This is a genomic window from Vibrio sp. 1-Bac 57, from assembly GCF_037546855.1.
Taxonomy (GTDB): domain Bacteria; phylum Pseudomonadota; class Gammaproteobacteria; order Enterobacterales; family Psychromonadaceae; genus Psychromonas.
This window is the reverse complement of record NZ_JALAAC010000015.1, coordinates 53,737-79,304: the sequence shown is the minus strand read 5'-3', so window position 1 is coordinate 79,304 and position 25,568 is coordinate 53,737. Positions and strand designations below refer to the sequence as shown.

Genomic DNA, 25,568 nt, shown 5'->3' with positions numbered 1-25,568 from the left:
CCTATTTCCAATAACCATAGTTTGCTATTAAGTGATTAAACAATAGCTCAACTGTTTTCTTTTCTGGAGCACTTAGTTGTGAAATCATTTCATTCGATAATGAAGAATGGCTTGTATGTTGAATGATACGATTTAAATAGGCAGTTTTGTCACCAGGTAAGAGTTCTGACCATTTCTGATATCCAAGAAAGCTCGCTGTCTTTTCATATAGATTCCGTAATAGCGTGAAATGATAATGTTCTACATTATTTGCCGCAATAGCAGCTTCTAATATCTGCCTTAAATATAAGTGATAAGAAAAGCTTCGATTAGAATCCCCATACTTAACATTTAAATTGAATAGTCCATCATCAAAACGTTCCAACAGATAGCAACCTTCTTTCTTATTACCTTTATTTAAATCAAGTTCGTTGTGCAGTACATTATAAAATAACGGGTTATGTGTCGAAATAATAAACTTAAGTCCTTTTCCATAAGTAAAATCACTTAATTTAATTAACTCAGCTAAATTAACAGCTAATTCAATCAGGTGGTTATCATCCAATGAACTAACGGGGTCATCAATAAAAACATACTCTAATTGATTGAATTCTTGGGTTTCGCGATCATCTACTTCAAGTATATTACGAACGCTAATAACCTGTTCTAACAAAGAATAAAAAACACTCCAAACAAAACTACTTTCTTCCCCTTTAGATATTTTTATATTATTTAAGCTATCATTCCCTCCACTCTCAAGTGAAAAAAACACCTTAGAGAAATCCGTATTAAAATATGGGGTAATGTTTGGGTTTGAATATTGTTGGAATCGATGGACTATCTGCCCATCCAAACCTTGATTTTGTAGGAAAGTTAACAGCCTATTGGTAAATGAATTAGGCTGGATATTAAGCTGACGTTCTTTATCCTCTTCTAAATCATTATCCCAATAAAATAAGTCTTCTGTAAATGCGTTGTAATATAAAACTTTTGAATTGGAAAAATCTGTCGGCCCTTCCATTTCAGGGTCTACCTTGGGATCAATTAATAACCTAAAGTTACGAGATAAGCGCGTTTTACCCGTGCCATTAAAGGCATAAATTAACTGTACTTTCTTGATAGATGCTTTCAATAATTCAGCTATTTCCGTTAGCGTTTGACTCATTAAGCTCTTTCCTTCAATAGTGGCTCATCTGAATTTGATTGCGGGAAACTTAATAACAGATCACGATAGTACTCGTATTGCTTTTGGCGTAGCTCTATTTCGCGGGGCAAACCTTCTTGGATTGAAGTGGTTAGTGTATCGAACTTATCCAAAATAGTTACAATACGCCCCTGTTCATCAAGTGGAGGTAACGGGACTTTAATTTCATTCAATATTGCCTGTGTAAGGCTCGGCCTACCGGATCCAGTATCTAATTGCATCATGTCGATAGTTGTCATGAAATAATAAAAGAATTTAGGAATGATTTTATCAAGGTCTAATTCTGTGTAGTAAATCGTGTCAACATTCCAAAAGGGTTCATCAACATAAAAAATATTTGTTATCGATCCTTTTCTAGGGATCAATACGGTTGGTTTATCATAAGCAAAAGTATCCACGTATTGCATAATTCCACCTGAGCCATAAACGGGTATATTGCCCGGCCCCAACTTCTTCCAATCTTTGCCATTTTTGATATTGGCAACTTTATTTAATGTTACCCATTCAACTTCACCATCTTCAAATCTCAACAACTGGTCGCGGTAGTAGGTGTATTGTTTTTTGCGCATGTTAAGCTCGGCGGTCAGCTCGGCGGTCATGGCGGTAAATGTATCTAGAATTCGCACAATTTCGGTTTGATTTTTCAATGGTGGTACAGGAATCAACATGTCCAAAACATTAGCCATGCTGGGGTGTTGTATTCCTGAACCTCGGTAATATTTATCAATGGCTTGTGACTTACTCATCATCCAGTAGTATAAATATTTATTTAATAACTCATCTGTATTATTTGAAGTTGCAATTCGGTTATCCGCCGTTACAAAACGTCCTTTGTAATATTTAATAACATCTTTAACAGGCCTAGATTTTCCCCATGGAATAGTTACAATTTCTCCTTCCCTTAAATAGGAGCCAGCTAACTTTTCATTTGTCCAACCTGTCTGCTCTCCTGTAGAAAGAAGAAATACATCTCCACTTTCTTGTTTCAATTTAAAAAGATCGACAGCAAGTAGATATTTATAATTAATAACCTTGGGTTGTTTCTTTCGATCAACAGCATTGAATTTTTTATCCCAAATAGTTACTTGCCATAGAGGTTTCCAATTTACCTCGACACCGTCTAGCTGCTTTTCTAAATATGTTAGGTGACTCATGCTTCAATCTCCGTCACAATAGCATCGATATCGTTGCGTAACTGGTCAATTTTAGCGACGGTGCTCTTAAGTTCTGTATTGAGTTCAGTAATATCCACTACTTCACGGTTATCTTTTGCTTCCACAAAACTACTCACCGATAAGTTGTAGTCATTAGCAGCAATAGCATCCAAATCAACAGATTTTGCAAAGTATTCGACGTTTTCTTTGCTGGCAAACACCTGAATAATTTGCTCAATATGCTCGTTGGTTAGGGTGTTGTTATTGGTTTCTTTTTTAAACAGATCTCTGGCATCAATAAATTGCGTTGTAGTATCTGGTTTGTGCTTCGAGAGCACTAATATATTCACGGCAATGGTAGTGCCGAAAAACAGGTTAGGCGCAAGCGAAATCACGGTTTCTACATAGTTGTTATCAATTAAGTATTTACGTATTTTTTGCTCAGCACCACCACGATAGAAAATACCTGGAAAGCAAACAATGGCAGCACGGCCTTTACTTGATAGGTAATTAAGCGCATGAAGTACAAAGGCGAAGTCAGCTTTTGATTTAGGAGCAAGAACACCAGCAGGGGCAAAGCGATCATCGTTGATCAGTGTCGGGTCATCACTACCCATCCATTTTACGGAATAAGGCGGATTTGAAACAATCGCATCAAAGGGTTTGTCATCGATAAAGTGGGGGGCGACTAAGGTATCACCCAACTGAATATTAAACTTGTCGTAGTTAATATTGTGCAAGAACATGTTCATACGCGCTAAGTTGTAGGTGGTGTGGTTTAGCTCTTGGCCAAAAAAACCATCTTCAATGATATGCGCATCAAAATGCTTCTTGGCTTGTAATAACAATGAACCAGAGCCTGCGGCTGGGTCGTAGATTTTATTGACGCTGGTTTGCCCGTGCATAGCAAGTTGAGCAATCAGCTTAGATACATGCTGAGGTGTGAAAAATTCACCACCAGATTTACCCGCATTCGCTGCATAGTTAGAAATTAAAAATTCGTAAGCATCACCAAATAGATCGTTTTCGTTATCTTCAAATTGGGTAATGTTAAGCCCCGCAACACCTTTTAATACCGCCGCTAAGCGTTTGTTTTTAGCGTCGACCGTATTACCTAAGCGGTTACTGGTGGTATCAAAGTCGGCAAACAGGCCTTTGATGTCTTTTTCAGAATCGTAACCATTAGCTGAATTTTCAATCGCAGCAAAAACAGCGGCTAAATCAGTGTTTAAATTATCGTTTTTATTCGCGTTTGCAGCAACTTTACTAAACAGCTGGCTAGGGTAAAGGAAGTAACCTTTGGTTTTAATAGCATCTTCTTTGGCAAAACCGATATTTTCATCATCATCTGACATGGCTGCATAGTTAACGCTTTCGTCACCCCCAGTGATGTAGGTTTCAAAGTTTTCACTGATAAAACGATAGAACAGTGTACCTAGTACGTACTGCTTGAAATCCCAGCCATCTACTGAGCCTCGAACTTCGTTGGCAATTGCCCATATTTGGCGTTGAAGCTCGGCGCGTTGTTGTAAACTTGTCATTTGTTAATTCCTGCTGTTAATTCATTAAGAGGCTGTCGAATGAGTCGCTACAACCACCCATTCTGCGTGTTCTAAACCGACCTGAAGGTTAACTTTCAAATCCGGGCGCTAAATTTAAATTCCCTACACCATAAAGCGTGGGGGTGTTCTTAAGCCAAAGCTGGTACTCAGGACTATTAAGTTTATGATCTTTAGTACAATCAACATGCCATTGACGAAGCAGGTAGCCAGCTGTCGCAGCTCTAATCTCAACTCTCATCACGCCATTGATCATGCCATAGTCGAGCTCAATGGCCTCGCTATGCTTGATAGAAGGATGCGGGACTAATTCCAGCTCTACAAATCGGTTCCACTGCCTGTCTTGATTTTCGAGCTCTTCCTCAGACAGGATTGAGCATTCAAGCACTTCAGTGGCTTTAATTCTGGTCAGGACAAAGTCTCTGAATTCACCATGCTTGCGATCAAAACCACGAACATGCCAACGTAAGCCATTATCTACTAGGGTATGCGGCACTATTTCACGCGTTGTTTCACCGCTCGATAACGATACATAGGTGATACTCAAGGCTTTACCTTTGTGAGTAGCCTCCGTGACTTTCGCCACTATCGATAAACTCGGCTTGTTTAGATGATAAGGCGCTTCACAAGCCAGTGGTGGTTTTACCTTCCCAGTAAAGCCATCCCCGTAGCCTTGACTGATAGTGGCCAATGTTCTTACCACGTCGTAGTCGAACAAAGGCACAAACTGTTCTCCACGCTTATGCACTTTGAGCTTTTGGTCATATTCAATGTTGCTCGGCGCAAGCTCTCGGTACAGGGTAAAGTCTTTTGTGGCCTGTGCAGGCGCAATGTTAAAACGGTCTACTAAATCAGCACGTACAGCCTCTCCTTTAAACAACAAGGTAAAGTCGATATGTGCGATACGATCCCGAGTTGCCTTTGGCAACTGCGCTATTTGAGCTTTAGCATTATTGACTATAATATTTTGTTTTAAACTTTCATTTGCCATGCGTTTTGTTGCCTGAGTCGGAGTTTATCTATTATTTGATTTAGAGATTTTCATCAGCTTTGCTTAAAGAGAAATTTCATCAACACCATATCGGTTAAAGCAGGATTTATGCCCTAAATGTTCTGTGGTACAACACTGAATAGTGCTTCACCTCATTAAATTTATTAGGTGTCATCCTATCATAGAAAATCTTTTAGGGAATACTGATCGGTAATTATCTGATCTAGAAAGTTAAAATAAAGTTATGCATTTCGGCTAACCCAATTTGCAACTCTTTGTGCCCAAGGGGATATTTCTTCAGGGGGTAATGAACCCGATTGCTTTGATTTAGGGTGAGGAATACCAGAGTACATTTTTTCGCCTAACTGTTCTTTAAAGTAATCACTTGGCCATCCTAAATGCTTCTTCATAATCCGATGTAGAATCATTCTTTCATTTGTTTTTACCCAACTTGAAGAAGACGTAAGTAGCATCGTCGAAAGTTTTGCTGCGCCATCGGAGGTGTCTACTTCCAATAAAGTAAAAAACTGATTATTAAATTCTAACTCAACAGTAGCCAAGCAACGAGGGTTTTGCGTGTCAGCTAACCAATGTTTGTTTCCATCACCCAGCTTTGGAAGTTTTGCCAACTCTTTTCTTATCAGGGTAAAACCGTGCTTAGTAATTAAGTAGTTGATCATTGTAAAAAAGGATTTAAACTTACCTATATACAAGTGTGCATCGTCTGTTTGATCATCTAAATTATTCCACGCTCCCCCTGGTAAGGTGCCAGACTCTTCTTTTTCATTTGGGCTAAGGTCGTTATTCAAGACTTCCTTTTCGCCATCGCCAATGACATTATTAACAACTTTAGTTTTGTTCGCGATGCGGTTTGTGATGTGAGGTGTTTTAAAAGACACTACAACTTGCTCTGACATGAGTGAAATTGTGGCCTTATCTATATCAGACAGCTCATCATCATCCAATTCAAAGTTATCTTGAGCCTCTCCTTGCTTGCCGTCGCCTTTGGTTGGTTTCCCTCCAGCTTTCCTTTCATAACCAGGGTGATAAAAATCAATCTCACCTTCTAATTCTGATGGCAAATTGGTGAGTTTGGTTATTTCCCAAATAAAGAAACTATTCGATTCTCTGTCTTCCCACCCTCTAGCCTCAAGCTCCACACCTGATAAGGATGGTGGAGTGAATTGGAAATTCCAATGTAAATAATTGTTTTTCTGATATTGATTTTTGATAAGGTGAATACTGATGCTTTCAAATGAAGTTCGGGCCTCGCGATCAAGCAATACCCAACTTAAAAAACGTCGGTTATCATCTCGATTAAAGTATGAGACAGGGTAATCCGCACCATCACGGACAAAAATAATGGGTTGACCATCATCTCTATTCCCAAGAATAAAGTCTTCGGCCAATGCATTATGTTGAAGGCTTAGTCGAGCTAGAAAAGGATCATGATAAAAAAGTACGCGAGCCATTTCTAGCTGGGGAATAAATATTCTACGACTGCCAAATTGTACGGCAAAACATGGTTGATTGCCGTCTCCACCATGTCGATGTACCTGATAAGCAGGACAATCAGACGCCTTAGCTGCTTCCCATAATTGAGCGTTTTCAATTATGATTTCGGTCGGTAAACCGGCTAATTTATATTGCTTCGTCGGGTTTAAAACACGTTTTCTGGCAAGTACGGGTATATTGCTGAACTGCATGCTCTTAGAAAACCCACCATTAAAGTCAACGTTGACCGCCCAATTTTTTCTATCTTTGCCACGGAATAGAGAACCGATAGCAAGTATTTTGGAATCATCATTCAGCTTTTTAAACTTCGCATCAGGTTTACTCACTCAACATCTCCTTTAAAAGATCGGCAACAATATCAGTCATTCTGTCATCACTTAGACCTGCTTGCCGCAACAAGATCCAGCGTTTTATCTCTTGTCCGCTCTTTTGCATCTCTAGGTAGGCACGAGTAAGCCTTCTTGATTGATACTCTGTAATGCTCTCAGAATAAAAGCAAAGCAATGTCGAACAACGAGGTAAGCGATTAAGATGTTTTTCGACAGTTCCTCGTTGTTCAAGCTGGTGAATCAGAAATGTGCGACTTAGATGAGGCGCGTTTAAATCTTCGCACAACTCACCATAAACACAATACAACTCTCTAGCAATTTTTCTGTCTCGTTGTTTCCAGTCTACGCGCTTATTAACCACTATTTTTTCAGCATGAAATAAACGATTAATCTGCATCAACCAATCATAATTATTTCGGTAGAGTCGTGCGTAAAGCGCCTTATTTTTTATACGAACTGCCTTTGGATAACTTTGCTCAATTTTCTCTTTCCATTCAATTTGATCTTGGCTTAGTTGATTTGTGATAATTGGTTTCAGTTCTTTTTTATAACTGCTTTTTTCATTGCTAGTTGTAATATTTGAGGCTTTTTCAATAGCATCACAAATAGTGAAAGCTCCATTTGAGATGGCGACTATTGCCACAATATGCTCCGCAAAACTAAAGCTTTTTCTATGTTTACGAAACAAGCCCTTGAGCCAGGATGTTTCCGTATCTGAAGGAAGAATACCCGCATTATCAAGCCAACATTTCCCCCAAAACGTTATTACTGTATTGTGAATTCTCACATGATCAATTCTTCGACCATCTAAATATCCCTGACTTGACGCAAATTGTTTATAAAATGTTGTCCATTGAGCACTGCTAATGCCTTTACTTTTAACCTGCATTAATTGAGCTACTTGTTGGGAAAATAATTTGTCGATGGAGCTAATCTCTAATGCATCTAATACTTCAACCTCCCCTATTGCGGTATAGGTGTGTCGATGTTCGCCATCGATTACTATTGTTGTAACACTTAAAGAGGCGTGTTTGGGGCATGTTTTTATTAGTGGGACTTGCCAATGGCGACTCAAAAAACACTCACCATATCTTATTATTTGCTCTTTCAAGCATTCAGCACATACGTAGAGTCTTCCTTTTGTCTTTACTCTTGATGCTATAATTCCACTTGCTAAATGTACTGCACCTTTGGATCTTCCGCTCATCCATTTTATTATCTCATGATTTCGTTCAGGTGGCAGGAAGGGGGCATAAATGGGCCAAAGTGTATGGCGATTGATTAAAACATTAACGTTCATACCTAATGTTTTTGGATATTGATTTGCTAGAACTTGCAAATGACTAGGCAAATCCAGGGTTGCAATTACCTTGCGATTTTTGAACACTTTTTCCAACAACTGTTTAGGTGAAGTTTCGCCATCGTGAACACCTGATCTAGCTATCGTGCTATAAAGCAGTTCCTCTGGATAAGGCGACGGAAATCCAATCATTAGTAACCCGCAGCCCAGCCATCAAGATCGAACATCTCACCATTTTGTTCAAGTCGATCTAGAAGTGATTGTTTTTCATCTTTGCAGTAAACATATTGATATCGCAGGTCGTTGACGTCTAAATCATGCCAGTCTTTTTCTTTCACTGTATTTTTTTGTTTGGATTTTACAGGCGTTTCTTCATTCGTTAGATACCAATTTACTAAAACTGGGATCATTTGAGCAATGCTATAATCAGAATGATCTTTAAATATCCGTTCGACGAGCTGAGCTACTATCTGTTGATCAAAAGACTCCTCAATTTGCAAAATTACGTTATATAAACGTAAAGCATCCTGGTTCCCACCAAATAATTTTTCTTCTTGCTTTTGAGCATCAGCAATAATTTCAGAACCAATTTGAATGAGTCGCTTATCAAGATCTACTACTCGCATGTCGGAATATTTAACAATTTTATCGGCATCACCCGATCTCAATGCTGCCAACATAGGGTGAACAGGCTTCAACTCTTGTTTATACACTGATTGAAGAATACTAACGGTTATACGCTCTTTCTTGTTAGCAATAGCACGCAACTGCGCTAATACAAATAGCTTTACAACAATGTCTAGAACGCCCTGAGAAAGGTCATACCAACAATCTCTTATCTCCTCTGTTAAATGGTCATCGCCATGTTTAAGCCATTGTAACTTCCAGAGTTTATCTGAAAATCTAATCCAGTTTTTGCTTGGCTCACGTCCACTTTCTTTCAATATATATTGTGGAATGGTTTCCCAGTAAATGGCTCCAATACCTGCACTTCTCCTTCCTGATTGTAATTCCAGTTCAAAAATTGGGCGGGCTTTGGGAGTGCCAACTAACACGATAGGAATACCTACGGTATTCACTAATTCGACAAAGAATTCTAACATTTGCTCTTTACCGCCCGAACGCACCTGGCTTAAACGTTGAATTTCGTCGATAACTAGAATCCCAATTGCACGATTGTTTGCAGTTTGACGCATCAAAGCTAGCATTTTAGGGACAGAAAGGCGTTGTTTCGCATAACGGCGTTCATAATCTGTACTCAAAAGCGCATCAACAGCACTAAAGAAGTTAAGGCAAAGGCTTTCAAGATCGCCGTTACTAGGGCATTCAATCTTTAAATAAGTTACTTGAAAGCAGTTATGTTGTTCGTGATAGATAACTTGCGGGTAAGTTTCCAGAACTCGTACTAATGAACTGGTTTTTCCGCTACCAGAGATACCCACTAAAGACATACTTCTAGCTGTTGTTTTCTCAATACTAAAATTTGCGGTGGCTTCTCCACCAGACTTGATCAATTCATAGCCTTCTTGAAGTTTCCTGTTAAGAGAACCGTCACTAATATTGCGCCCGACATATCCCATGCGTAACATCATATCGATTTTCTCTTGTAACTGAACATGTTGCGAGAGGGGTTGAAAGTAATCATCTAATAACGAAACAACCATATGCATTCTAGATTTAGGATCGGCTAATCGTTCTGAAGGATGGAATTCTATTTTCCCTTTGATGCTTTTACCTGCTTGAGCAACAGATAATATAGGTGGTAGGGCTTCAATAAAGGGGTTACCATAATAACGTTTGATACCAGTTGACTGGTAAACCGCTGTGACAAAATGATTCGGTTGTTCCATCAATCATCTCCTTCATTAAATAGTTCGTCTTCAAAATCAGGGTAGTCGTCATTATCTTCATGTGCGGTTAAATGAACTACTTTTTCTGACCCTTTGTCGTGTACAGGTCTTTTGGGGCGTCGCTGTTCCCGTTCTTTCAATAGTTGCTGAGAGCGAGAATGGCCAACGCCTTTCATTCGCTCTGTTTTTGTTGATGTTGACTTTGGTGTTTGCTTGATTGCTGATGAAATGATGTTTTCAACTCGATTTTCATGATGCATTCGAAGCTTGTCTGATTCTAATTTATCTTTTGTACTTTGAATTTTAATTGACTGTTGTTTTCGCCAAACTTCCCAAAATGTTAACCCTCTAAATTCTCGCGATAAGTCAGTAATCCGACATACCCAATGCTCTCTACTCCCTTGTGTATGAAATAAGTAAATTTCATCGGCAAAGTTTGGATCGTAAGCAACCTCAATTTTTTTAGGTCTATTTGATTTATCGGAGCGGTGCATCCAACCAAGTTCGATAATTTCAGGTGCAGAGTAGTAAACACCAAATAGGCATATACCCTGTGCAGATGCACTGGCTTGCTCTCTCGGTAATAGAGCAATACGTACCGAATCAGGATTAGCTTTACGCAACCGCCCAGTCCTATTCTTAAGTCCCCAGTTCCAAAGATGAATTGGGATTTTTGATAAATCAGCTGGCATATCCTTCGCTCGATCATATTTTTCAATGGGATCAACAAAGTTCCTCATAACGATTGATGAAATTATTATTTCAGTAAACTCTGAAATCGTTAGTTTTCCATCAAGCCAGTAATTTTTTCCACCTCTTTTTCTTACTGTAGGACCAATAACTTCCCCAGGGGTAAACTTCTTAAATTCAGCCTGAAGAATTTTAAATCTTTGTTCGACGATTCCTTTCGCATCTCCTCTATAAGGAGGCGTATTTTCGATCCTGACTTTATTGCTAGATTCTAAGCCTTCAATTTGATGCCCTAAAAGTTCACCTCTATCTGCAAGTATTGCGTCTGGTAAGCCAGGTAAAGGCCAAGAAAAGTTGTCAGTTTCAATCTCTAAACTTTTGAAAAAATTGCTCTTATCGGTTAAAGACACATGCAGTGCTTGGATTGCCGCAACATAAGAAGGATTCTCAAAACCAATATACCAGCCTACAATAAACCTTGAAAATACATCAACCACAACATATACCGTAGGGCGTCCAACTGGTTGGTTTCGATCATGGTCAGATACTAGTATAACGTCGGCAATGGTTGCATCTATTTCATAGCGTGAACCAGGCCCTAAAGCGTGAATTGTTGCGGTGCTGTGCAAGGGGCGAATATCTTTTTTAAGAATGTTATCCGATACACTAGCTTTGATTCTATCTACATTTTTATATTCTCTATCTAAGAAGTAGCTTAGCTGACGCTTTGTTGGTTTTTCTGATTCAGGCAATCCTGGAAATATATTGTCATAAAGCCCTTTGAATTTACGGTGTGCTCGTGCAACAGAAAATTGTTTTTTTAAAATATATTTATCAATAATTATTCGAAATAATTTTTCAGTTGGCTCATCGACCAACGCACCAATTCCTTCCATTATTTTTCTTGGGCGGCCTAGTTTTTTTCCATTCGCAATACGTTTCTGGCCCTTTGCTCCGGAATTTTTGTAATCAGGTAGCAGGGTATTTGGCACCTGTCCTCTTTGCCAATAACGACGGATTAATTTATAAAGGTATGGCCTTGAAATTTCACCCGATCCGAGAATGTTCGCTACATGCTTTGTTCTAACCTTTTTTATATAAAAGTTAGAATCATCAACCAGTGGTTTTATGATTTGATAGTTTCTATTTCGAATGATTGTTTCTTTAGAGTCAGGTTCAGGTAGTAGATTTATTACATACTCAAATGGATCATTAGCTCGAGTCAGCTTTTCTTCTAATAATAAGGCTTCGAGTTGTGGTAGCTCTACAATATCTGGAAATCCCTTTTGATCTTCGAGTGAAATCCATACAACATGGGTATGTGTTGTTATAAGAACCCTATAAAGTTTATCTTCTAATTTAATCACTTCGTTAATTTGAAACACGCCAGCCCTCCTGCAATACATCAAAGTTTTCAGCAGTAATTTCAAAACAGCGTAACTCTGTAAACGGTTTAGTAATATTAAAATGGAAATAGCGTTGTGCGAGCAAGCGTTTAATTTGATATAAAGCTTCACCTGGTTCGTTATCATATGAAGCATCGAGTTTCATACATAACTCTTTAACTCTTAGGTTTTCATTTGCTCTTAAGTGTTTATTAAACACTTCTAATTGAACGATGAGGTCTGCTTGATCAATTTCATCAACAATGTGGTTATAAAGAAGATTGATATTCTCGAATACAATTGGCGGTATCTGTTTTTCAGTGATCCAATAGAAAGGTAAACCCTTTTCACGCCAGTAACGTCGTTCAATCTCAAGTTTTTCAATTGTTCTTGAGTCACTAAATGCTTCAGATGTTTTTACTTGGAGGATAAATCTTGGATTATTTTTTTCATCACAATCAACGACAAAGTCACTGCTCATGTATTGATCCACACCTTGATAAGTTGGATGCCTTATTCCTAAATTTTCGCTTATCTCTCTCGTTACTTCACGATCTAGCGGAAATTGTTCACGTATATCATTTGTAGTCGAACGCCATTGAAGTAGAAGAAATGTTGCAAGCTCTAGATCGGAGAGTAAATGATGGGTTCGTTGAGTTATGTGTCCAAAAATACGATGGGATCGGCCTTCTGACGCTACATCGCGTACGGTAAGCCAAGGTTTATAGTTTGCTCCTGTGCCTTGGCCTCTGCCTTCTTTGATCCAGCGCCGGTTTTTAGCCTCAGAGTTCCAATATTGTTTCTTACCCATAGTAAACTTCCGTCTGAACTATCTTATTTTAAAAATAGCTCAGACGGATAAAATTAGCAACTATATTGTTTTGGTAATAACTTTATTGTTTAATTAACAACTTTATTGTGCACCAACAATAAATAAAGACTTAATTTGTAATTTATTCCACTGTTACCGCTTTTGCTAGGTTACGTGGTTGGTCTACATCAGTACCTTTAATCAATGCCACATGGTACGACAATAATTGCATCGGTACCGTATGGAAGATAGGTGCGATGATTGGATTTACATGAGGTAATGAGATAATCTTCATTCCATCACATGCTTCAAAGCCTGAGTTTTCATCGGCAAATACATACAATAAACCACCACGTGCGCGTACTTCTTCAACGTTTGATTTTAATTTTTCTAACAAATCATTATTCGGAGCAACAACGACAACAGGCATATCAGCATCCACTAACGCTAATGGACCATGTTTTAGTTCACCTGCTGCATAAGCTTCAGCGTGAATGTAAGAGATCTCTTTTAACTTTAACGCCGCTTCCATCGCAATTGGGTAATATTCGCCACGACCTAAAAATAATGTGTGGTGTTTATCTGCAAAGTCAGGGGCTAGAGCAGCAATTTCTTTATCAAACGCTAATGCTTTTTCAACTTCAGTAGGTAAAGAATGTAAAGCATGAACAATTTCAGCTTCTTTTTCTTTATTGATAGTACCTTGCTCTTTACCAATCGCAGTCACCAAGATCAACATTGCAGCAAGCTGAGTGGTAAATGCTTTAGTCGATGCCACACCAATTTCAGTCCCGGCACGTGTCATAAACGCGAGGTCGGATTCACGTACTAGTGAAGAACCAGATACGTTACAGATAGACATTGCAGACATGTAACCTTTCTCTTTCGCTAAACGTAATGCAGCTAACGTGTCCGCTGTTTCACCTGATTGAGAAAGTGTAAGTAATAAGCTATTTGGGCGAACAACAAAATCGCGGTAACGGAATTCAGAAGCGATTTCAACATCACAACTTACGCCAGCAAGTGATTCAAACCAATAACGAGCGGCCATACCTGAGTTGTATGAAGTCCCACAAGCGATGATTTGAACATGCTCAACTTTAGATAAAATCTCTTTTGCGCCATTACCAATGCTTTCAACAATGATGCTGTCTTCGTTTATACGGCCTTCTAATGCACTGATTAATGCAGTAGGCTGTTCAAAAATTTCTTTTTGCATAAAGTGACGGTATTTACCTTTACTACCAGCATCATGCTCAACGGTAGATTCAATCACTTCACGTTCAATCGCTTCACCACTTGCATCAAAAATATTAACTTCGCGACGAGTAATTTCCGCTACATCACCTTCTTCAAGGTAAGTAAAACGACGTGTTACGTTTAATAGCGCTAGTTGGTCTGAGGCAAGGAAGTTTTCACCAATACCATGACCAATAACAATTGGGCTACCTGAACGTGCAACTACTAAACGAGATGGGTCACGGCTATCTAATGCAACCATACCGTAAGCCCCTTCTAATTGAGGCACTGCTTTTTGTACCGCTTCACGTAATGAAGCCGCAGTTTTTAATTCCCATTCCACTAAATGTGCAATAACTTCAGTATCAGTTTGTGATTCAAAAACATAACCACGCTCTTGTAACAAGCTACGTAGTGATTCGTGGTTTTCGATAATACCGTTATGTACGATTGAGATAGCACCAGAAACATGTGGGTGAGCATTAACTTCTGAAGGTTCGCCGTGTGTTGCCCAACGTGTATGAGCAATACCAGTTCCACCCATTGTATGCATTGCATCAACGGCATCAGCCAATTCTTTTACTTTACCTAAACGACGTACGCGAGTTAATTTACCTTCGCTATCAACAATGGCAACACCTGCTGAGTCATAACCACGATATTCTAATTTTTTTAAGCCTTCTATTAAAATTTCCGACACTTCTCTTTGCGCAACTGCACCAACGATACCGCACATAAACTACCCCTTGTAATTAGTTTCAAATTATATAAACACGCACTCTAGTGCATTTTTAAACATAAATCACTTAAAAAAACGCACAAACACGCATAAACTTTATATTTAACATCATTTGGTCAAACTAAAAGCAAAAAGGTGCAAAATAATGCTGCATTTATTTATCAACAAGCTCTGGTAGATAACGTGCGCTATGCTTATTTTTTACGCTTGCCTATTCACTTCTTTATAATTACTGGTTAAAGTTACAGTTCTTACGTTATCGATTGGAAAAAACATGTTGAATCACCCGCTTACTCAAGCATTATCCTTAGCTTGGAAACTACTAACGGTTTTGATCTTACCTGTCATTATGGCGGTCTATGTAGAAGTGGTGGACACCTATTATATTGCGTTTTCTTTTTCTGATTTAGACCAAGGTAAAAATTTGCATAAATGGGCGATTCTCGGGATTTATCTTCTTTTCCTACTCTGTTGGAATAGACTTAACCCTCATGTGATCAATACATTAAAGAAAATGGAATATTAAATGCCAGCAGATTTATTGGCAAATAACAGCTTATTATTAATGGGCATTATCAGTGGTTTACTTTTTATCAGCTTATTAATCGCTGTTAACCGTTTATCTCACTGCAAAACAGATCTTACCGAACAGTATTTAGCTCTGAAGCTAAGTGAACAAAATCTGCAACACCAAACACAACAAAATCAATTACTAGACAATAAAATAGCAGCTTTATCCTTACACAATGAAAGCTTGCAGGCACAGGTCAGTAAATTAACTACCCGTGTTAGAGAGTCCGACGTTCGCTTGCAGGCAGGAGAACAACGATTGCAAGATCAACAGGCAACGGAGGCGAAATTAAGCCAACAGTTCGAAGTCTTGTCACAGCGCATTTTTAACGATAAATCGACACAGTTTCAGCAATTAAACAAACAATCCATAAAACAACTATTAGATCCTTTAAGTACGCAGCTCGAAGGTTTTAAAAAGCAAGTCAACGATTGTTATATCAATGAAAGCAAAGAGCGTTTTAACTTAAAACGAGAAATCGACCAATTAGCTAACTTAAATAGCCTAATGCATCAGGAAACTCAAAATCTGACGAATGCCCTAAAAGGAGACAATAAGCAACAAGGAAACTGGGGAGAGGTTGTTTTACAGCGCATACTAGAAAATTCAGGATTGCGTGAAGGGCATGAATATCAAACTCAGGTTAATTTAAAGGATACACGAGGACAGCGTTTTCTTCCTGATGTGGTGGTTAATTTACCGCAACAGCGTAATATAATTATTGATTCAAAAGTGTCTTTAGTTGCCTATGAACGTTACTTTAATAGTGAAAATATTGGGGAGCAAAAACAAGCGCTTGATGCACATTGTTTATCTATCCGTCAACATATTAAGGGCTTAGGGAAAAAAGATTATCAGGATTTAATTGGTGCCAACACGCTCGACTATGTGTTGTTATTTGTGGCCGTTGAACCCGCCTTTATTACAGCTTTAGAGCACGATCCAAGCTTAGTTCAACTGGCGCTCGATAATAATATTTTATTAGCTAGCCCAAGTAACTTAATGATTGCACTCCGCACTATCGAAAACCTATGGCGCTTTGAACGACAAGAAAAAAATGGGCAGTTAATTGCGCAACAGGCGAGCAAGTTATACGACAAACTACGCTTATTCAGTGACAACTTTTTAGAGGTTGGTTCACAACTAGATAAAGCGCAAAAAACTTACCATAGCGCCCTCAAACAATTGAGTGTGGGTCGTGGTAATGTAATTCAACAAGCAGAGCAGTTAAAGGGTTTAGGTGTGCCGATTAAAAGGCCGATCGCAGAGCAATTAACGCAACACAATAGCGAGCCACAACAATTAACTGAAGAATAGTTCTTACTTTAACAGTTGCATTATTTTAGTTTCAAACCATTGATAACGAGCAGGTAATTGACGATAACGCTTTTGAGTTAAATACAGAGGTTCGTGCGTTGCATTAGCTAATGGTACTATTTTTAATTGTTGATGTTGGTTAAATTGTTGTATCGCACGCTTTTGCAAAATAGTGTAACCAACCCCTTGTGCAACGGGCAATAGTATTTGTTGTATTTGATTCACATAACCTTTGATATAGAGGCTACTAGGGCCCTTATAATCCGCCGCAAAGTTACTTGAGAAAACCTCATCAAGAAAGTCTAAACCATCCGGGTGATTGATAAACCCCAATTTATTCAGTGTTGCAAACCCAACATCTTCATCGAAATCAATATTCGCCGGCAATACTAATTGTAGCTCCTCGTAACCCACTAATGTTTGCTTTAGTTGTTCATGTACTGTTTGCCGAGTCACAATACCAAGGTCTATTTTATTATTGAGTAAATCACTAATAATGTTTTGATTTGGCGCTGCTTCTACAAATACACTTAATTGCGGATGCGCACTTTGTTGTTTTACAAAATAGGGATATAGGAAGTTTGCGAGTGCACCTGAGCAAGTGATTGAACAGACTCCTTGTGTTGCATCATCATGATTAATACTCTCACTTAGTTGTGCTTCAAGAGTTCGCATACTTAACCCCATTTGATAGAGTTTTTCACCGGCTAATGTTAATTCGAACTGTTTGCCATAACGTGTTAACAATAAGGTATCAAAGTATTTTTCAAGCTTTTTAATATGTTGAGAAACGCCAGGTTGGGTCATAAACAACTGTTCTGCGGTATGCGTAAAGTGCTTTGTCTCAACCAATTTCAAAAAGGTGTTTAAATGCTTTTGATTAATCATGAGTATCTTCTCTTAATACGTTTATCGTTGGAACATGCGTTCCAATTAATCAAGACTATCGCAGAGGAAATTGCTCACATTCACCACAACATGTTTAACGACGCCAAAAGTGTCCTGTAAACATAACCGCTACAGTTAATATCTCTAAGCGTCCCATTAACATACAAATAGATAATATCCACTTAGAAACATTCGGAAGTTCAGCAAAATTACCCGAAGGTCCTATTGATTCAACTAACCCAGGCCCGACATTTGATACCGCAGTAATTGATGCAGTTAATGCCAGCATGGCCTGTGATCCAAATAAAGTAAGCAATAATGTAGAGACTGCAATGGTAGCCATATAGGCAATGACAAAGGCCACTAATGAACGTAAAATTTCATCGCTCACTTTACGATTATTGTACTTTTGCGTCAGTAACGCGTGCGGGTGCATTAATAACATTAGATGGCGTTTTAATAAGCTAAAGGCTATTTGAAAACGAAAAATTTTCATGCCACCAGAAGTGGAGCCAGAACAAGCACCGGTAAATAACAAACCCGCAAAGATCAGCAAGCTGAAATCCCCCCAGGTCAGAAAATCATCTAAACCAAAACCAGTAGTGGTGACCACTGAAACCACATTAAAGACACTCAGCCTAATGGCATCAAGCCATGAAAACTGGCCACTCATGACTAAATAAATGCTTAGACTTAATGAACAAGCAATCACTAACCATGCAAAACCTTGAATCTGGGCATCTTTCCATAACGGTTGTAATGACTTTTGCTTCATACCTCGAATCAATAATAAAAAAGGTAACCCACCTAAAAACATAAAGATAATCGCATTCCAATGTGCAATATGGGAAAAGTGTCCCATCGAACTATCGGAGGTGGAATATCCTCCAGTGGAAATGGTTGTCATGGCATGATTGACGGCATCAAAATTATTCATGCCTGAAATTCGATAGCCAACAAAACAACAGATAGATAAGAACACATAAACAAATAATATATCTAAGGCAACACGACGTGTTTTGGCCGTGGATTTATCGGACCAGTCAGAAGACTCGGTTTGGAACAAGCGCATGCCACCAACATTTAAAAATGGTAAAATTGCAACTCCCATTACAATGAAACCGACACCACCTAACCATTGCAAAATAGATCGCCAAAGCAAGATACTCGGGTGCATAGTATCTAAACCATGCAGTACCGTACTGCCGGTCGTAGTAATACCAGACATAGTTTCAAAAAAGGCATCGCTATAACTAATATGCTCAATAAAAACAAAAGGTAAGGCTGCAAATAAACTAGAAAGTAACCACACACCTGTGGTTAATAAAAACATCTCTCTTACGCCTAAATGCGAATGTTGTTGTTCGCCACCTAGGTATAAGAAAATAGCTGAAGCAAGATGTGTAATAATAATAGAAATGAAAAACTCGACGCCACCCAAAGTGTTATTATAAAAAGCCAATAACATGGGAAAATACATAAATACCGCCATTTTAGACAGTACTAAACCTGTAATAAAAAACAGCGGACGATAGGTCATATTACACAGCTTATAAGAAGAATGGACTTGGTTGGAATAGTTTTTCGATGTCGTTAATGTACTTCTTATTCACCAAGAACAGGATCACATGGTCGTCACTTTCAATTACCGTATCATCATGTGCAATTAATACTTGTTCATCACGAACAATTGCCCCTACACTTGTTCCTTTTGGTAATTTCAACTGCGATATCTCTTTACCCACCACTTTCGAGGTCATGTTGTCGCCTCGCGCGACAATCTCAATCGCCTCAGCTAGGCCTTCTCGTAACGAATAAACGTGTTTTAAGTCAGCTTTACGCACATGTGTTAGTAGTGCGGATAACGTCGCCTGTTGTGGTGAAATGGCGATATCCAGAATATTACCTTGGATCAGATCCACATAAGCATTACGTTGAATTAACACCATCGCTTTTCTCGCACCTAATCGCTTTGCCAACATTGCCGACATAATATTCGCTTCATCATCGTTAGTCACAGTGATAAATAGATCGGTCTGGTCGATATGTTCCTCTAACAGTAAATCTTGGTCAGAAGGGTCACCACAGAAAACAATAGTATTGGATAAAGTTTCAGATAAATACTCTGCTCGACGAAAATTCTTTTCGATCAATTTAACTGAATTTTCTTTTTCTAAACGCTTCGCTAAGCTTTCACCAATATAACCACCACCAACAATCATAATGCGTTTATAAGGGTGCTCAAGCTTTTGCATTTCGCCCATAATGGCACGAATATTGGGGCTTGCAGTAATAAAGAAAACTTCATCATCGGCTTCGATTATGGTCGTGCCCTGCGGACGAATGGCTTTACCACGCCTAAATATTGCCGCCACGCGTGCTTCGATATTGGGCATATGTTCTTTTAATGCAGAAATGGCATTACCGACTAGAGACCCTCCATAATAAGCACGGATCGCCACTAACCCAACCTTGCCATTAGCAAAGTTTGCCACTTGCAAAGCCCCCGGATATTCAATTAGCTGGGTTATATAATCACTCACTAATTTTTCAGGGGCAATAATATGGTCAATCGGAAAGGCATCTTTATTGAATAATTCTTTCTCATGCATAACCACACTTTGAGAACGAATACGGGCGATTTTTTTAGGTACGTTAAACAGGGTAAATGCGATTTGGCAGGCAACCATATTGACTTCGTCACTATTGGTTACCGCAATCAACATATCAGCATCAATAGCACCGGCATCACCGAGAGTATGTGGGCTTGAGGCACTACCTTGAACAACACGTAAATCAAAACGATCTTGTAACTCTTGCAAAGCTTCGTGGTTTTCATCCACCACCGTGATATCGTTATTTTCGCCAACCAAGTTTTCCGCTAAAGAAGCACCCACTTGCCCTGCACCTAAAATAATAATTTTCATGTCATCTCACTGCTTATCGATTTACTAATTATCGCTGACTACTTATAACGCTTTTTGCAACTTAGCGTAATAAAACCCATCCATTTTTTCTTCGTTTGGCAAAATTTGGCGAGTTACTGCTTGACCATCATAGTGTGCAGCTAATGGTATCAGTGATGCGTCACTTGTTGCTGCCAAAAAAGCTTTAATTTGTTGATCATTTTCATCGGGTAAAATAGAGCACGTTGCATATAACAATACGCCGCCCGGTTTTAGTTTTTGCCATAACGCATGAAGAATATTTTTCTGTAAAGCAACCAACTCACTAATGTCACTATCGCGTCGTAACCAACGAATGTCTGGGTGGCGACGTATCACTCCCGTTGCACTACAAGGGGCATCACACAAAATACGGTCAAACTGCTCTCCAGACCACCAATCATCTGGTTTAGCTGCATCACCATGAATAACCGTCGCTTGCAGATTAAGTCTTTGTAGATTTTCATTAACACGTACTAAACGTTTTTCATCAAAATCCACAGCAACCATCTGCTTCAACTCTGGTTGTAGCTCTAAAGTATGCACGGTTTTGCCGCCAGGCGCAGAACAAGCATCCAAAACTAAATCTCCCGGTTGTGCATCTAAATAATGTGCCGCTAATTGCGCTGCGCCATCTTGTACTGATACCCAACCTTCTTCAAATCCAGGTAGTTGGTAAACGTCACAGGCATTTTCTAAACATAATGCATTGTCATTAAACGCTGTTATTTCTGCTTGTTTATCTTGCTCGGTTAATAAAGCAAGATATTGTTCACGATCATGAAAACGTGAATTTACACGTAACCACATTGGTGCTTGCTGGTTATTTTCAGTCATAATTTGAGCTGCTTTTTCTTCGCCATAAGCAGACTGCAAACGTTTTACTAACCAACTAGGATGGCAATACAGTAAAGCAGGTTGTTGATCGGCCTTAGCAATTAAGCTTTCTTGCTCACGTAAAAAACTACGTAATACACCATTAACCATGCCCTTTAACGCAGGCTTTTTAAGGGCTTTGGCACCATTAACGGTTTCCCCCACCGCAGCATGGCTAGGAATACGCGTGTATAGCAGTTGATAAATACCTACTAAGATTAAAAAATGCAGATCTCTTTGTTTACCCGTTAAAGGTTTTTTCATCAATGAACGACAGAAAAAATCTAAACGAGGCAATGTACGCAGTACGCCATAACAAAGCATTTGTACTAAGGCTTTATCTTTAGGGGAAAGCTCTTGCTGAATAGCAGGCAATGCTTGTGATAGTGATTGCCCCTTTTCTACAACTTGATTTAACACTTTAGCGGCAATCGCACGTACATTCATTATCATTAACCTTGTTCGAGTAAGTTGCTAGAAACAGTAAACAGTTCCCGTCGAGAATTTAAAACGTCTTGGACTGGCATTGCTTTTTTTCCTGCCAGTTGAATCACTTCAAGGTTGATCACTCCTTGGCCTGTAGCAACTTGAATACCCTTTTTATCAACCTCTAGAATAGTGCCCGCTGTCGCAGTGCTAACCTTATCAACTAGCGTCGCTTTATGTACTTTAATGACTTGTCCCGCCCATTTAAAATAGCTAATAGGCCACGGATTAAAAGCACGAATGCATCGGTCAATAAACTCAGCTTGATCATTCCAGTCTATTAAGGCTTCAGCTTTACTCAGCTTTTTAGCATAAGTTGCCGCATTTTCATCTTGTTTTTGTGCAGTTAATTGCCCTGCTTGTAATTGCTTGATTGTTTCAATTAATACAGCTGGAGCTTGTTTGGCAACTTTTGCGTATAGAGAAGCACTAGTTTCACCTGCATCAATCGGACAGCTTACTTTTTTAAGCATATCCCCTGTATCTAACCCTTCATCCATTTGCATGATAGTGACACCGGTTTCTTTGTCTCCGGCCCAAATAGCACGTTGAAAAGGCGCTGCGCCACGCCATCTAGGTAATAAAGACCCGTGTACATTCAAGCATCCTAAACGCGGCGTAGTTAGTACGCTATTTGGTAAAATCAAACCATAAGCGACCACAATCATTAAATCTGCATCTAATGCAGCCAGTTGTTCGATACTCTCGCTTTGTTTAAAATTCTCAGGTTGATACACAGCGATATCATTTGCTAACGCCACTTCTTTTACTGCACTTGCGGTCAGTTTTTTTCCTCGCCCTGCTGGACGATCCGGCTGACTATAAACAGCGACAACATTGAAGTCAGCGGCAATTAATGCTTGTAAATGGTTGGCAGCAAAATCAGGCGTACCTGCAAAAATGATATTAAGTTTTTCCACGAAACAACCTTATAGATATGAGAATAAATTATGAAAACTTTTTATTTTGACGCTGTAATTTTTCCAGCTTGGCTTTAATTCGCTTTTGTTTAAATGGAGAAAGATAATCAATAAATAATTTACCTTTTAAATGATCCAATTCATGTTGAATACAAACAGCAAATAGACCATCAGCCTTCACCACTTGTGTTTCCCCCTCTAAATCTTGATACTGCAAAGTAACGAACTCTGCGCGTTCAACATCTGCATTTGTATCAGGAACGGATAAACAACCCTCTTCCGATACTTCTACGCCAGAACTCTCTAGAATAGTAGGATTAATCAGAGCAATTGGTTGATTGCGTTCGTCAGAAACATCAATAACAACGATGCGTTGGTGAATGTTGACTTGTGTTGCAGCTAAACCAACACCATTTTCGTCATACATAGTTTCGATCATATCCGCTGCAATTTTTTTAATTTCAGGAGTGATCTTGTCGACAGGTTGGGCTACAGTTCTTAGACGTTCATCTGGAAAATGTAATACTTCAAGTAAAGGCATGGTATTATCGCACTCATAGTTAATGTTAAAAATGTTAATTCTAGTCATTTCCCTTTGCAAAAAACAGTTTTATTAATCACAGGACAAGGATTGTTATGAAATTAAAACTCATTGCTTCACTTATATTAGGTGTCGCTCTGTCAATGACCGCTTTTGCAGACAAGATTAAACTCAAAGGAGATCACCCAGAAACCTACATCGTGCAAAAAGGCGATACACTATGGGGCATCTCATCTCATTTTTTAAACAGCCCATGGTTATGGCCGCGTTTATGGGAAACAAACACACAAATAAACAACCCACATTTAATTTATCCTGGTGATGTTTTAAATCTGATTTGGGTAGATGGTGAACCGAGATTAACACGTAAGCAATTAAAAAAATTATCGCCAACCCCCCGCTTACAAGAAAAAGCACAAGCAATTCCAACGATTCCATTACAAGCGATTTCAGCCTTTTTATCAAAAGACCATATTATTGATCCCGATTTATTACACAATGCACCGCGTTTATTGGGAGATGCACTCGGCTCTCCACGTTTTTTTGAAGGTGATATTTTTTACGCTCAAGGACACTACGATAAAGATAAACTGTACGGTATCTATCGTTTAGGTGAAACCTATAAAGATGAAGCGGGCAATAGTTTAGGTACAAAATTAATTTTTATTGGTAATTCACAGGTATCAAAAAGTCCCAATGTTGATACAACTGATCAGGTTACACCACATGACTTCATTAAAAGCTCTCGCGAAGCACGACAGGGCGATTTAATTTTATCTATTCCTGAATTTGACTCTTTACCTGCTTACTTTATTCCTCAGCCAGTACCTAAAAGTAAAAAAGGACATATTTTATCTGCTTTAAATAATGCAACGGCCATTGGAAAGTGGGATGTAGTGGTGATTAATAAAGGTAAAATAGACAGCATCAAGATCGGCTCTATGTTTTCTATCTTGCGCTCTGGGCCTGCATTATTAATTAGGGATGCGAATATCATTTATAAAGAAGATGGTGATGCATTCGACAAGATAAGTGAAGCAAATTTAATACTTCCCCCTGAACGAGTTGGCGAACTAATGGTGTTCAAAGTCTACGATCAAGTGAGTATTGCTATTATTATGCGCGGCAAAGATGTTATGGGCGCTAAGTATGACATTGAAGGTTTACCATTTTAATCGAGCATCGATAACTTATAAACACTAAATAATATTTAAGCACCGACCGGAATCTCAACGTTTTAGGCTTACTCGAGTAACGAGTAAAAAGTAATGTTTTACACTAATTAATTGGGAAAATATAAAATGCACTATCAAAGTAGGCACACAGAAAGATCCAATAAGTTTGCATTTTTAAATTATTCTAAAACGCCTAAGCACTTTCGCATTTGGACGTCAAGCTGCCCTAAATTTTTGTTTGTGCTAACGATGTTCATTGTAAACTTATTTAACGGTTCGATTATTTCTAGCGCCAATGCTTCTGAGATAGAAAATTCAATACAAATCAAAGCAAGCAATGAGATTGCAATTAAACGTGAGTACCTAAAACACATTATCAGCCAGCAGGAGAGATTACTTACTTCGCTGGTTGATACGCCTTTCATGAATGCCTACATCGCTAAAAACCAAGAATCAGACCGAGATAGTTTGAGTGAGTTATTCCTCACTGCAGCGACTATTAATAAGTATTATATGCAAGTTCGCTTTATAGATGCTCAAGGCCAAGAAAAAATTCGAATTGAACAATCCAGTAATGATTCAGCACCCATGATCATTAAAGAAGCAGCACTGCAAGATAAAAGTAGTCGTGAATATTTTACCGCCACTCAAAAAACGCCTGCAGGAGAGCTTTGGCACTCACCCTTTGATTTAAATAGAGAACAAGGGGCTATAGAACAATTAATTAATCCTACCTACCGGATCGCTCACCCTGTCTATTTTGATGGCGCTTTTTCTGGCATGGTCATCATCAATTTAGATATGACATATGTGCTCAAATATTTAACTGAATCTAATGATTTTTTGATCTACCTTGTTGATTCAGATAACGAATTATTAACACACCCAAATCCTAAAAAATCCTGGAGCAAATACTTGCCAGGCCGAGGTAAACACTTACAAACAACTGCATTAACATCAGAAAAGATGACTCATTCTCTAGAAGATATATTTAAAAATGGTGAAGGTATACGCATTATATTGCGAGAAAAAATAAGTAATGAGCCAAGTACTAAAGATTAAGTTTAAGGGTTAGCATTTTACAGGGCAGACTCTTTAATTAAG

General features: G+C 38.7%; 20 protein-coding genes. 4 read left to right on the top strand and 16 right to left on the bottom strand.

Going from position 1 to position 25,568, the window contains the following annotated elements; translation table 11 throughout:
* Position 1 precedes the first annotated feature (1 nt).
* From MT391_RS11460 to glmS, 10 genes are all read right to left on the bottom strand, one after another.
* Complete coding sequence (locus tag MT391_RS11460) at positions 2 to 1,144, bottom strand: AAA family ATPase (RefSeq protein WP_499498085.1); 1,143 nt, start codon at positions 1,142 to 1,144, stop codon at positions 2 to 4.
* On the bottom strand, positions 1,144 to 2,337 hold the full coding sequence (locus tag MT391_RS11455) for a restriction endonuclease subunit S (protein ID WP_084296293.1): 1,194 nt from the start codon (positions 2,335 to 2,337) through the stop codon (positions 1,144 to 1,146). Before MT391_RS11455 ends, MT391_RS11460 begins: the two co-directional genes overlap by 1 nt.
* Complete coding sequence (locus MT391_RS11450) at positions 2,334 to 3,878, bottom strand: type I restriction-modification system subunit M (RefSeq protein ID WP_028869363.1); 1,545 nt, start codon at positions 3,876 to 3,878, stop codon at positions 2,334 to 2,336. Before MT391_RS11450 ends, MT391_RS11455 begins: the two co-directional genes overlap by 4 nt.
* Before the next feature lie 88 nt (positions 3,879 to 3,966).
* A complete protein-coding gene (locus MT391_RS11445; RefSeq protein ID WP_028869364.1) occupies positions 3,967 to 4,887 on the bottom strand; it encodes a WYL domain-containing protein in 921 nt (306 codons plus the stop codon).
* Between the two features lie 242 nt (positions 4,888 to 5,129).
* Positions 5,130 to 6,728: a Tn7-like element transposition protein TnsE gene (locus tag MT391_RS11440; RefSeq protein ID WP_028869365.1), complete on the bottom strand. Its 1,599-nt coding sequence runs from the start codon at positions 6,726 to 6,728 to the stop codon at positions 5,130 to 5,132.
* The gene (locus MT391_RS11435; protein WP_028869366.1) at positions 6,721 to 8,223 is read right to left on the bottom strand and encodes a TnsD family Tn7-like transposition protein; all 1,503 of its coding nucleotides are present in this window, start codon (positions 8,221 to 8,223) and stop codon (positions 6,721 to 6,723) included. Before MT391_RS11435 ends, MT391_RS11440 begins: the two co-directional genes overlap by 8 nt.
* Positions 8,223 to 9,881 (bottom strand): AAA family ATPase, encoded by a 1,659-nt coding sequence (locus MT391_RS11430; RefSeq protein ID WP_499498082.1) that lies wholly within the window; start codon positions 9,879 to 9,881, stop codon positions 8,223 to 8,225. Before MT391_RS11430 ends, MT391_RS11435 begins: the two co-directional genes overlap by 1 nt.
* Entirely contained in the window at positions 9,881 to 11,956 is a 2,076-nt protein-coding gene (locus MT391_RS11425) for a TnsB C-terminal domain-containing protein (RefSeq protein ID WP_028869368.1), read from the bottom strand. Before MT391_RS11425 ends, MT391_RS11430 begins: the two co-directional genes overlap by 1 nt.
* Positions 11,943 to 12,767 carry a heteromeric transposase endonuclease subunit TnsA gene (locus MT391_RS11420; protein WP_028869369.1) on the bottom strand — a complete coding sequence of 275 codons (825 nt, stop codon included), beginning with the start codon at positions 12,765 to 12,767 and terminating at the stop codon, positions 11,943 to 11,945. The genes MT391_RS11425 and MT391_RS11420 overlap by 14 nt, the downstream gene beginning before the upstream one ends.
* Before the next feature lie 142 nt (positions 12,768 to 12,909).
* On the bottom strand, positions 12,910 to 14,742 hold the full coding sequence (gene glmS / locus MT391_RS11415; protein ID WP_499498080.1) for a glutamine--fructose-6-phosphate transaminase (isomerizing): 1,833 nt from the start codon (positions 14,740 to 14,742) through the stop codon (positions 12,910 to 12,912).
* A gap of 277 nt (positions 14,743 to 15,019) precedes the next feature.
* On the opposite strand from glmS, the gene MT391_RS11410 reads away from it, so the two are divergent.
* Entirely contained in the window at positions 15,020 to 15,271 is a 252-nt protein-coding gene (locus MT391_RS11410; protein WP_028869371.1) for a hypothetical protein, read from the top strand.
* Complete coding sequence (gene rmuC / locus MT391_RS11405) at positions 15,272 to 16,633, top strand: DNA recombination protein RmuC (protein WP_499498079.1); 1,362 nt, start codon at positions 15,272 to 15,274, stop codon at positions 16,631 to 16,633.
* 3 nt (positions 16,634 to 16,636) lie between these two features.
* On the opposite strand, the gene MT391_RS11400 is transcribed toward rmuC, so the two are convergent.
* From MT391_RS11400 to def, 6 genes are all read right to left on the bottom strand, one after another.
* Positions 16,637 to 17,521 carry a LysR family transcriptional regulator gene (locus MT391_RS11400; RefSeq protein ID WP_499498077.1) on the bottom strand — a complete coding sequence of 295 codons (885 nt, stop codon included), beginning with the start codon at positions 17,519 to 17,521 and terminating at the stop codon, positions 16,637 to 16,639.
* A 94-nt stretch (positions 17,522 to 17,615) separates the two neighbouring features.
* On the bottom strand, positions 17,616 to 19,061 hold the full coding sequence (locus MT391_RS11395) for a TrkH family potassium uptake protein (RefSeq protein WP_499498075.1): 1,446 nt from the start codon (positions 19,059 to 19,061) through the stop codon (positions 17,616 to 17,618).
* Positions 19,062 to 19,071: 10 nt separating this feature from the next.
* Complete coding sequence (trkA, locus tag MT391_RS11390; RefSeq protein WP_028869375.1) at positions 19,072 to 20,448, bottom strand: Trk system potassium transporter TrkA; 1,377 nt, start codon at positions 20,446 to 20,448, stop codon at positions 19,072 to 19,074.
* Between the two features lie 42 nt (positions 20,449 to 20,490).
* The gene (gene rsmB / locus MT391_RS11385) at positions 20,491 to 21,789 is read right to left on the bottom strand and encodes a 16S rRNA (cytosine(967)-C(5))-methyltransferase RsmB (protein ID WP_499498073.1); all 1,299 of its coding nucleotides are present in this window, start codon (positions 21,787 to 21,789) and stop codon (positions 20,491 to 20,493) included.
* A 5-nt stretch (positions 21,790 to 21,794) separates the two neighbouring features.
* Entirely contained in the window at positions 21,795 to 22,748 is a 954-nt protein-coding gene (gene fmt / locus MT391_RS11380; RefSeq protein ID WP_499498071.1) for a methionyl-tRNA formyltransferase, read from the bottom strand.
* A gap of 28 nt (positions 22,749 to 22,776) precedes the next feature.
* A complete protein-coding gene (gene def, locus MT391_RS11375) occupies positions 22,777 to 23,289 on the bottom strand; it encodes a peptide deformylase (RefSeq protein ID WP_028869378.1) in 513 nt (170 codons plus the stop codon).
* A 95-nt stretch (positions 23,290 to 23,384) separates the two neighbouring features.
* Between def and MT391_RS11370 the strand changes: the two genes are divergently transcribed.
* Together MT391_RS11370 and MT391_RS11365 are read left to right on the top strand one after the other, a co-directional pair.
* Positions 23,385 to 24,464 (top strand): LysM peptidoglycan-binding domain-containing protein, encoded by a 1,080-nt coding sequence (locus tag MT391_RS11370; protein WP_051369191.1) that lies wholly within the window; start codon positions 23,385 to 23,387, stop codon positions 24,462 to 24,464.
* A 249-nt stretch (positions 24,465 to 24,713) separates the two neighbouring features.
* Entirely contained in the window at positions 24,714 to 25,526 is an 813-nt protein-coding gene (locus MT391_RS11365) for a cache domain-containing protein (RefSeq protein ID WP_169727664.1), read from the top strand.
* Positions 25,527 to 25,568 lie beyond the last annotated feature (42 nt).

Bases quoted from the DNA above. Each gene is read 5' to 3' on its own strand.
- MT391_RS11460 (WP_499498085.1), bottom strand. From the start codon at position 1,144: ATGAGTCAAACGCTAACGGAAATAGCTGAATTATTGAAAGCATCTATC.
- MT391_RS11455 (WP_084296293.1), bottom strand. From the start codon at position 2,337: ATGAGTCACCTAACATATTTAGAAAAGCAGCTAGACGGTGTCGAGGTA.
- MT391_RS11450 (WP_028869363.1), bottom strand. From the start codon at position 3,878: ATGACAAGTTTACAACAACGCGCCGAGCTTCAACGCCAAATATGGGCA.
- MT391_RS11445 (WP_028869364.1), bottom strand. From the start codon at position 4,887: ATGGCAAATGAAAGTTTAAAACAAAATATTATAGTCAATAATGCTAAA.
- MT391_RS11435 (WP_028869366.1), bottom strand. From the start codon at position 8,223: ATGATTGGATTTCCGTCGCCTTATCCAGAGGAACTGCTTTATAGCACG.
- MT391_RS11430 (WP_499498082.1), bottom strand. From the start codon at position 9,881: ATGGAACAACCGAATCATTTTGTCACAGCGGTTTACCAGTCAACTGGT.
- MT391_RS11420 (WP_028869369.1), bottom strand. From the start codon at position 12,767: ATGGGTAAGAAACAATATTGGAACTCTGAGGCTAAAAACCGGCGCTGG.
- glmS (WP_499498080.1), bottom strand. From the start codon at position 14,742: ATGTGCGGTATCGTTGGTGCAGTTGCGCAAAGAGAAGTGTCGGAAATT.
- MT391_RS11410 (WP_028869371.1), top strand. From the start codon at position 15,020: ATGTTGAATCACCCGCTTACTCAAGCATTATCCTTAGCTTGGAAACTA.
- rmuC (WP_499498079.1), top strand. From the start codon at position 15,272: ATGCCAGCAGATTTATTGGCAAATAACAGCTTATTATTAATGGGCATT.
- MT391_RS11400 (WP_499498077.1), bottom strand. From the start codon at position 17,521: ATGATTAATCAAAAGCATTTAAACACCTTTTTGAAATTGGTTGAGACA.
- MT391_RS11395 (WP_499498075.1), bottom strand. From the start codon at position 19,061: ATGACCTATCGTCCGCTGTTTTTTATTACAGGTTTAGTACTGTCTAAA.
- trkA (WP_028869375.1), bottom strand. From the start codon at position 20,448: ATGAAAATTATTATTTTAGGTGCAGGGCAAGTGGGTGCTTCTTTAGCG.
- rsmB (WP_499498073.1), bottom strand. From the start codon at position 21,789: ATGAATGTACGTGCGATTGCCGCTAAAGTGTTAAATCAAGTTGTAGAA.
- def (WP_028869378.1), bottom strand. From the start codon at position 23,289: ATGCCTTTACTTGAAGTATTACATTTTCCAGATGAACGTCTAAGAACT.
- MT391_RS11370 (WP_051369191.1), top strand. From the start codon at position 23,385: ATGAAATTAAAACTCATTGCTTCACTTATATTAGGTGTCGCTCTGTCA.
- MT391_RS11365 (WP_169727664.1), top strand. From the start codon at position 24,714: ATGTTCATTGTAAACTTATTTAACGGTTCGATTATTTCTAGCGCCAAT.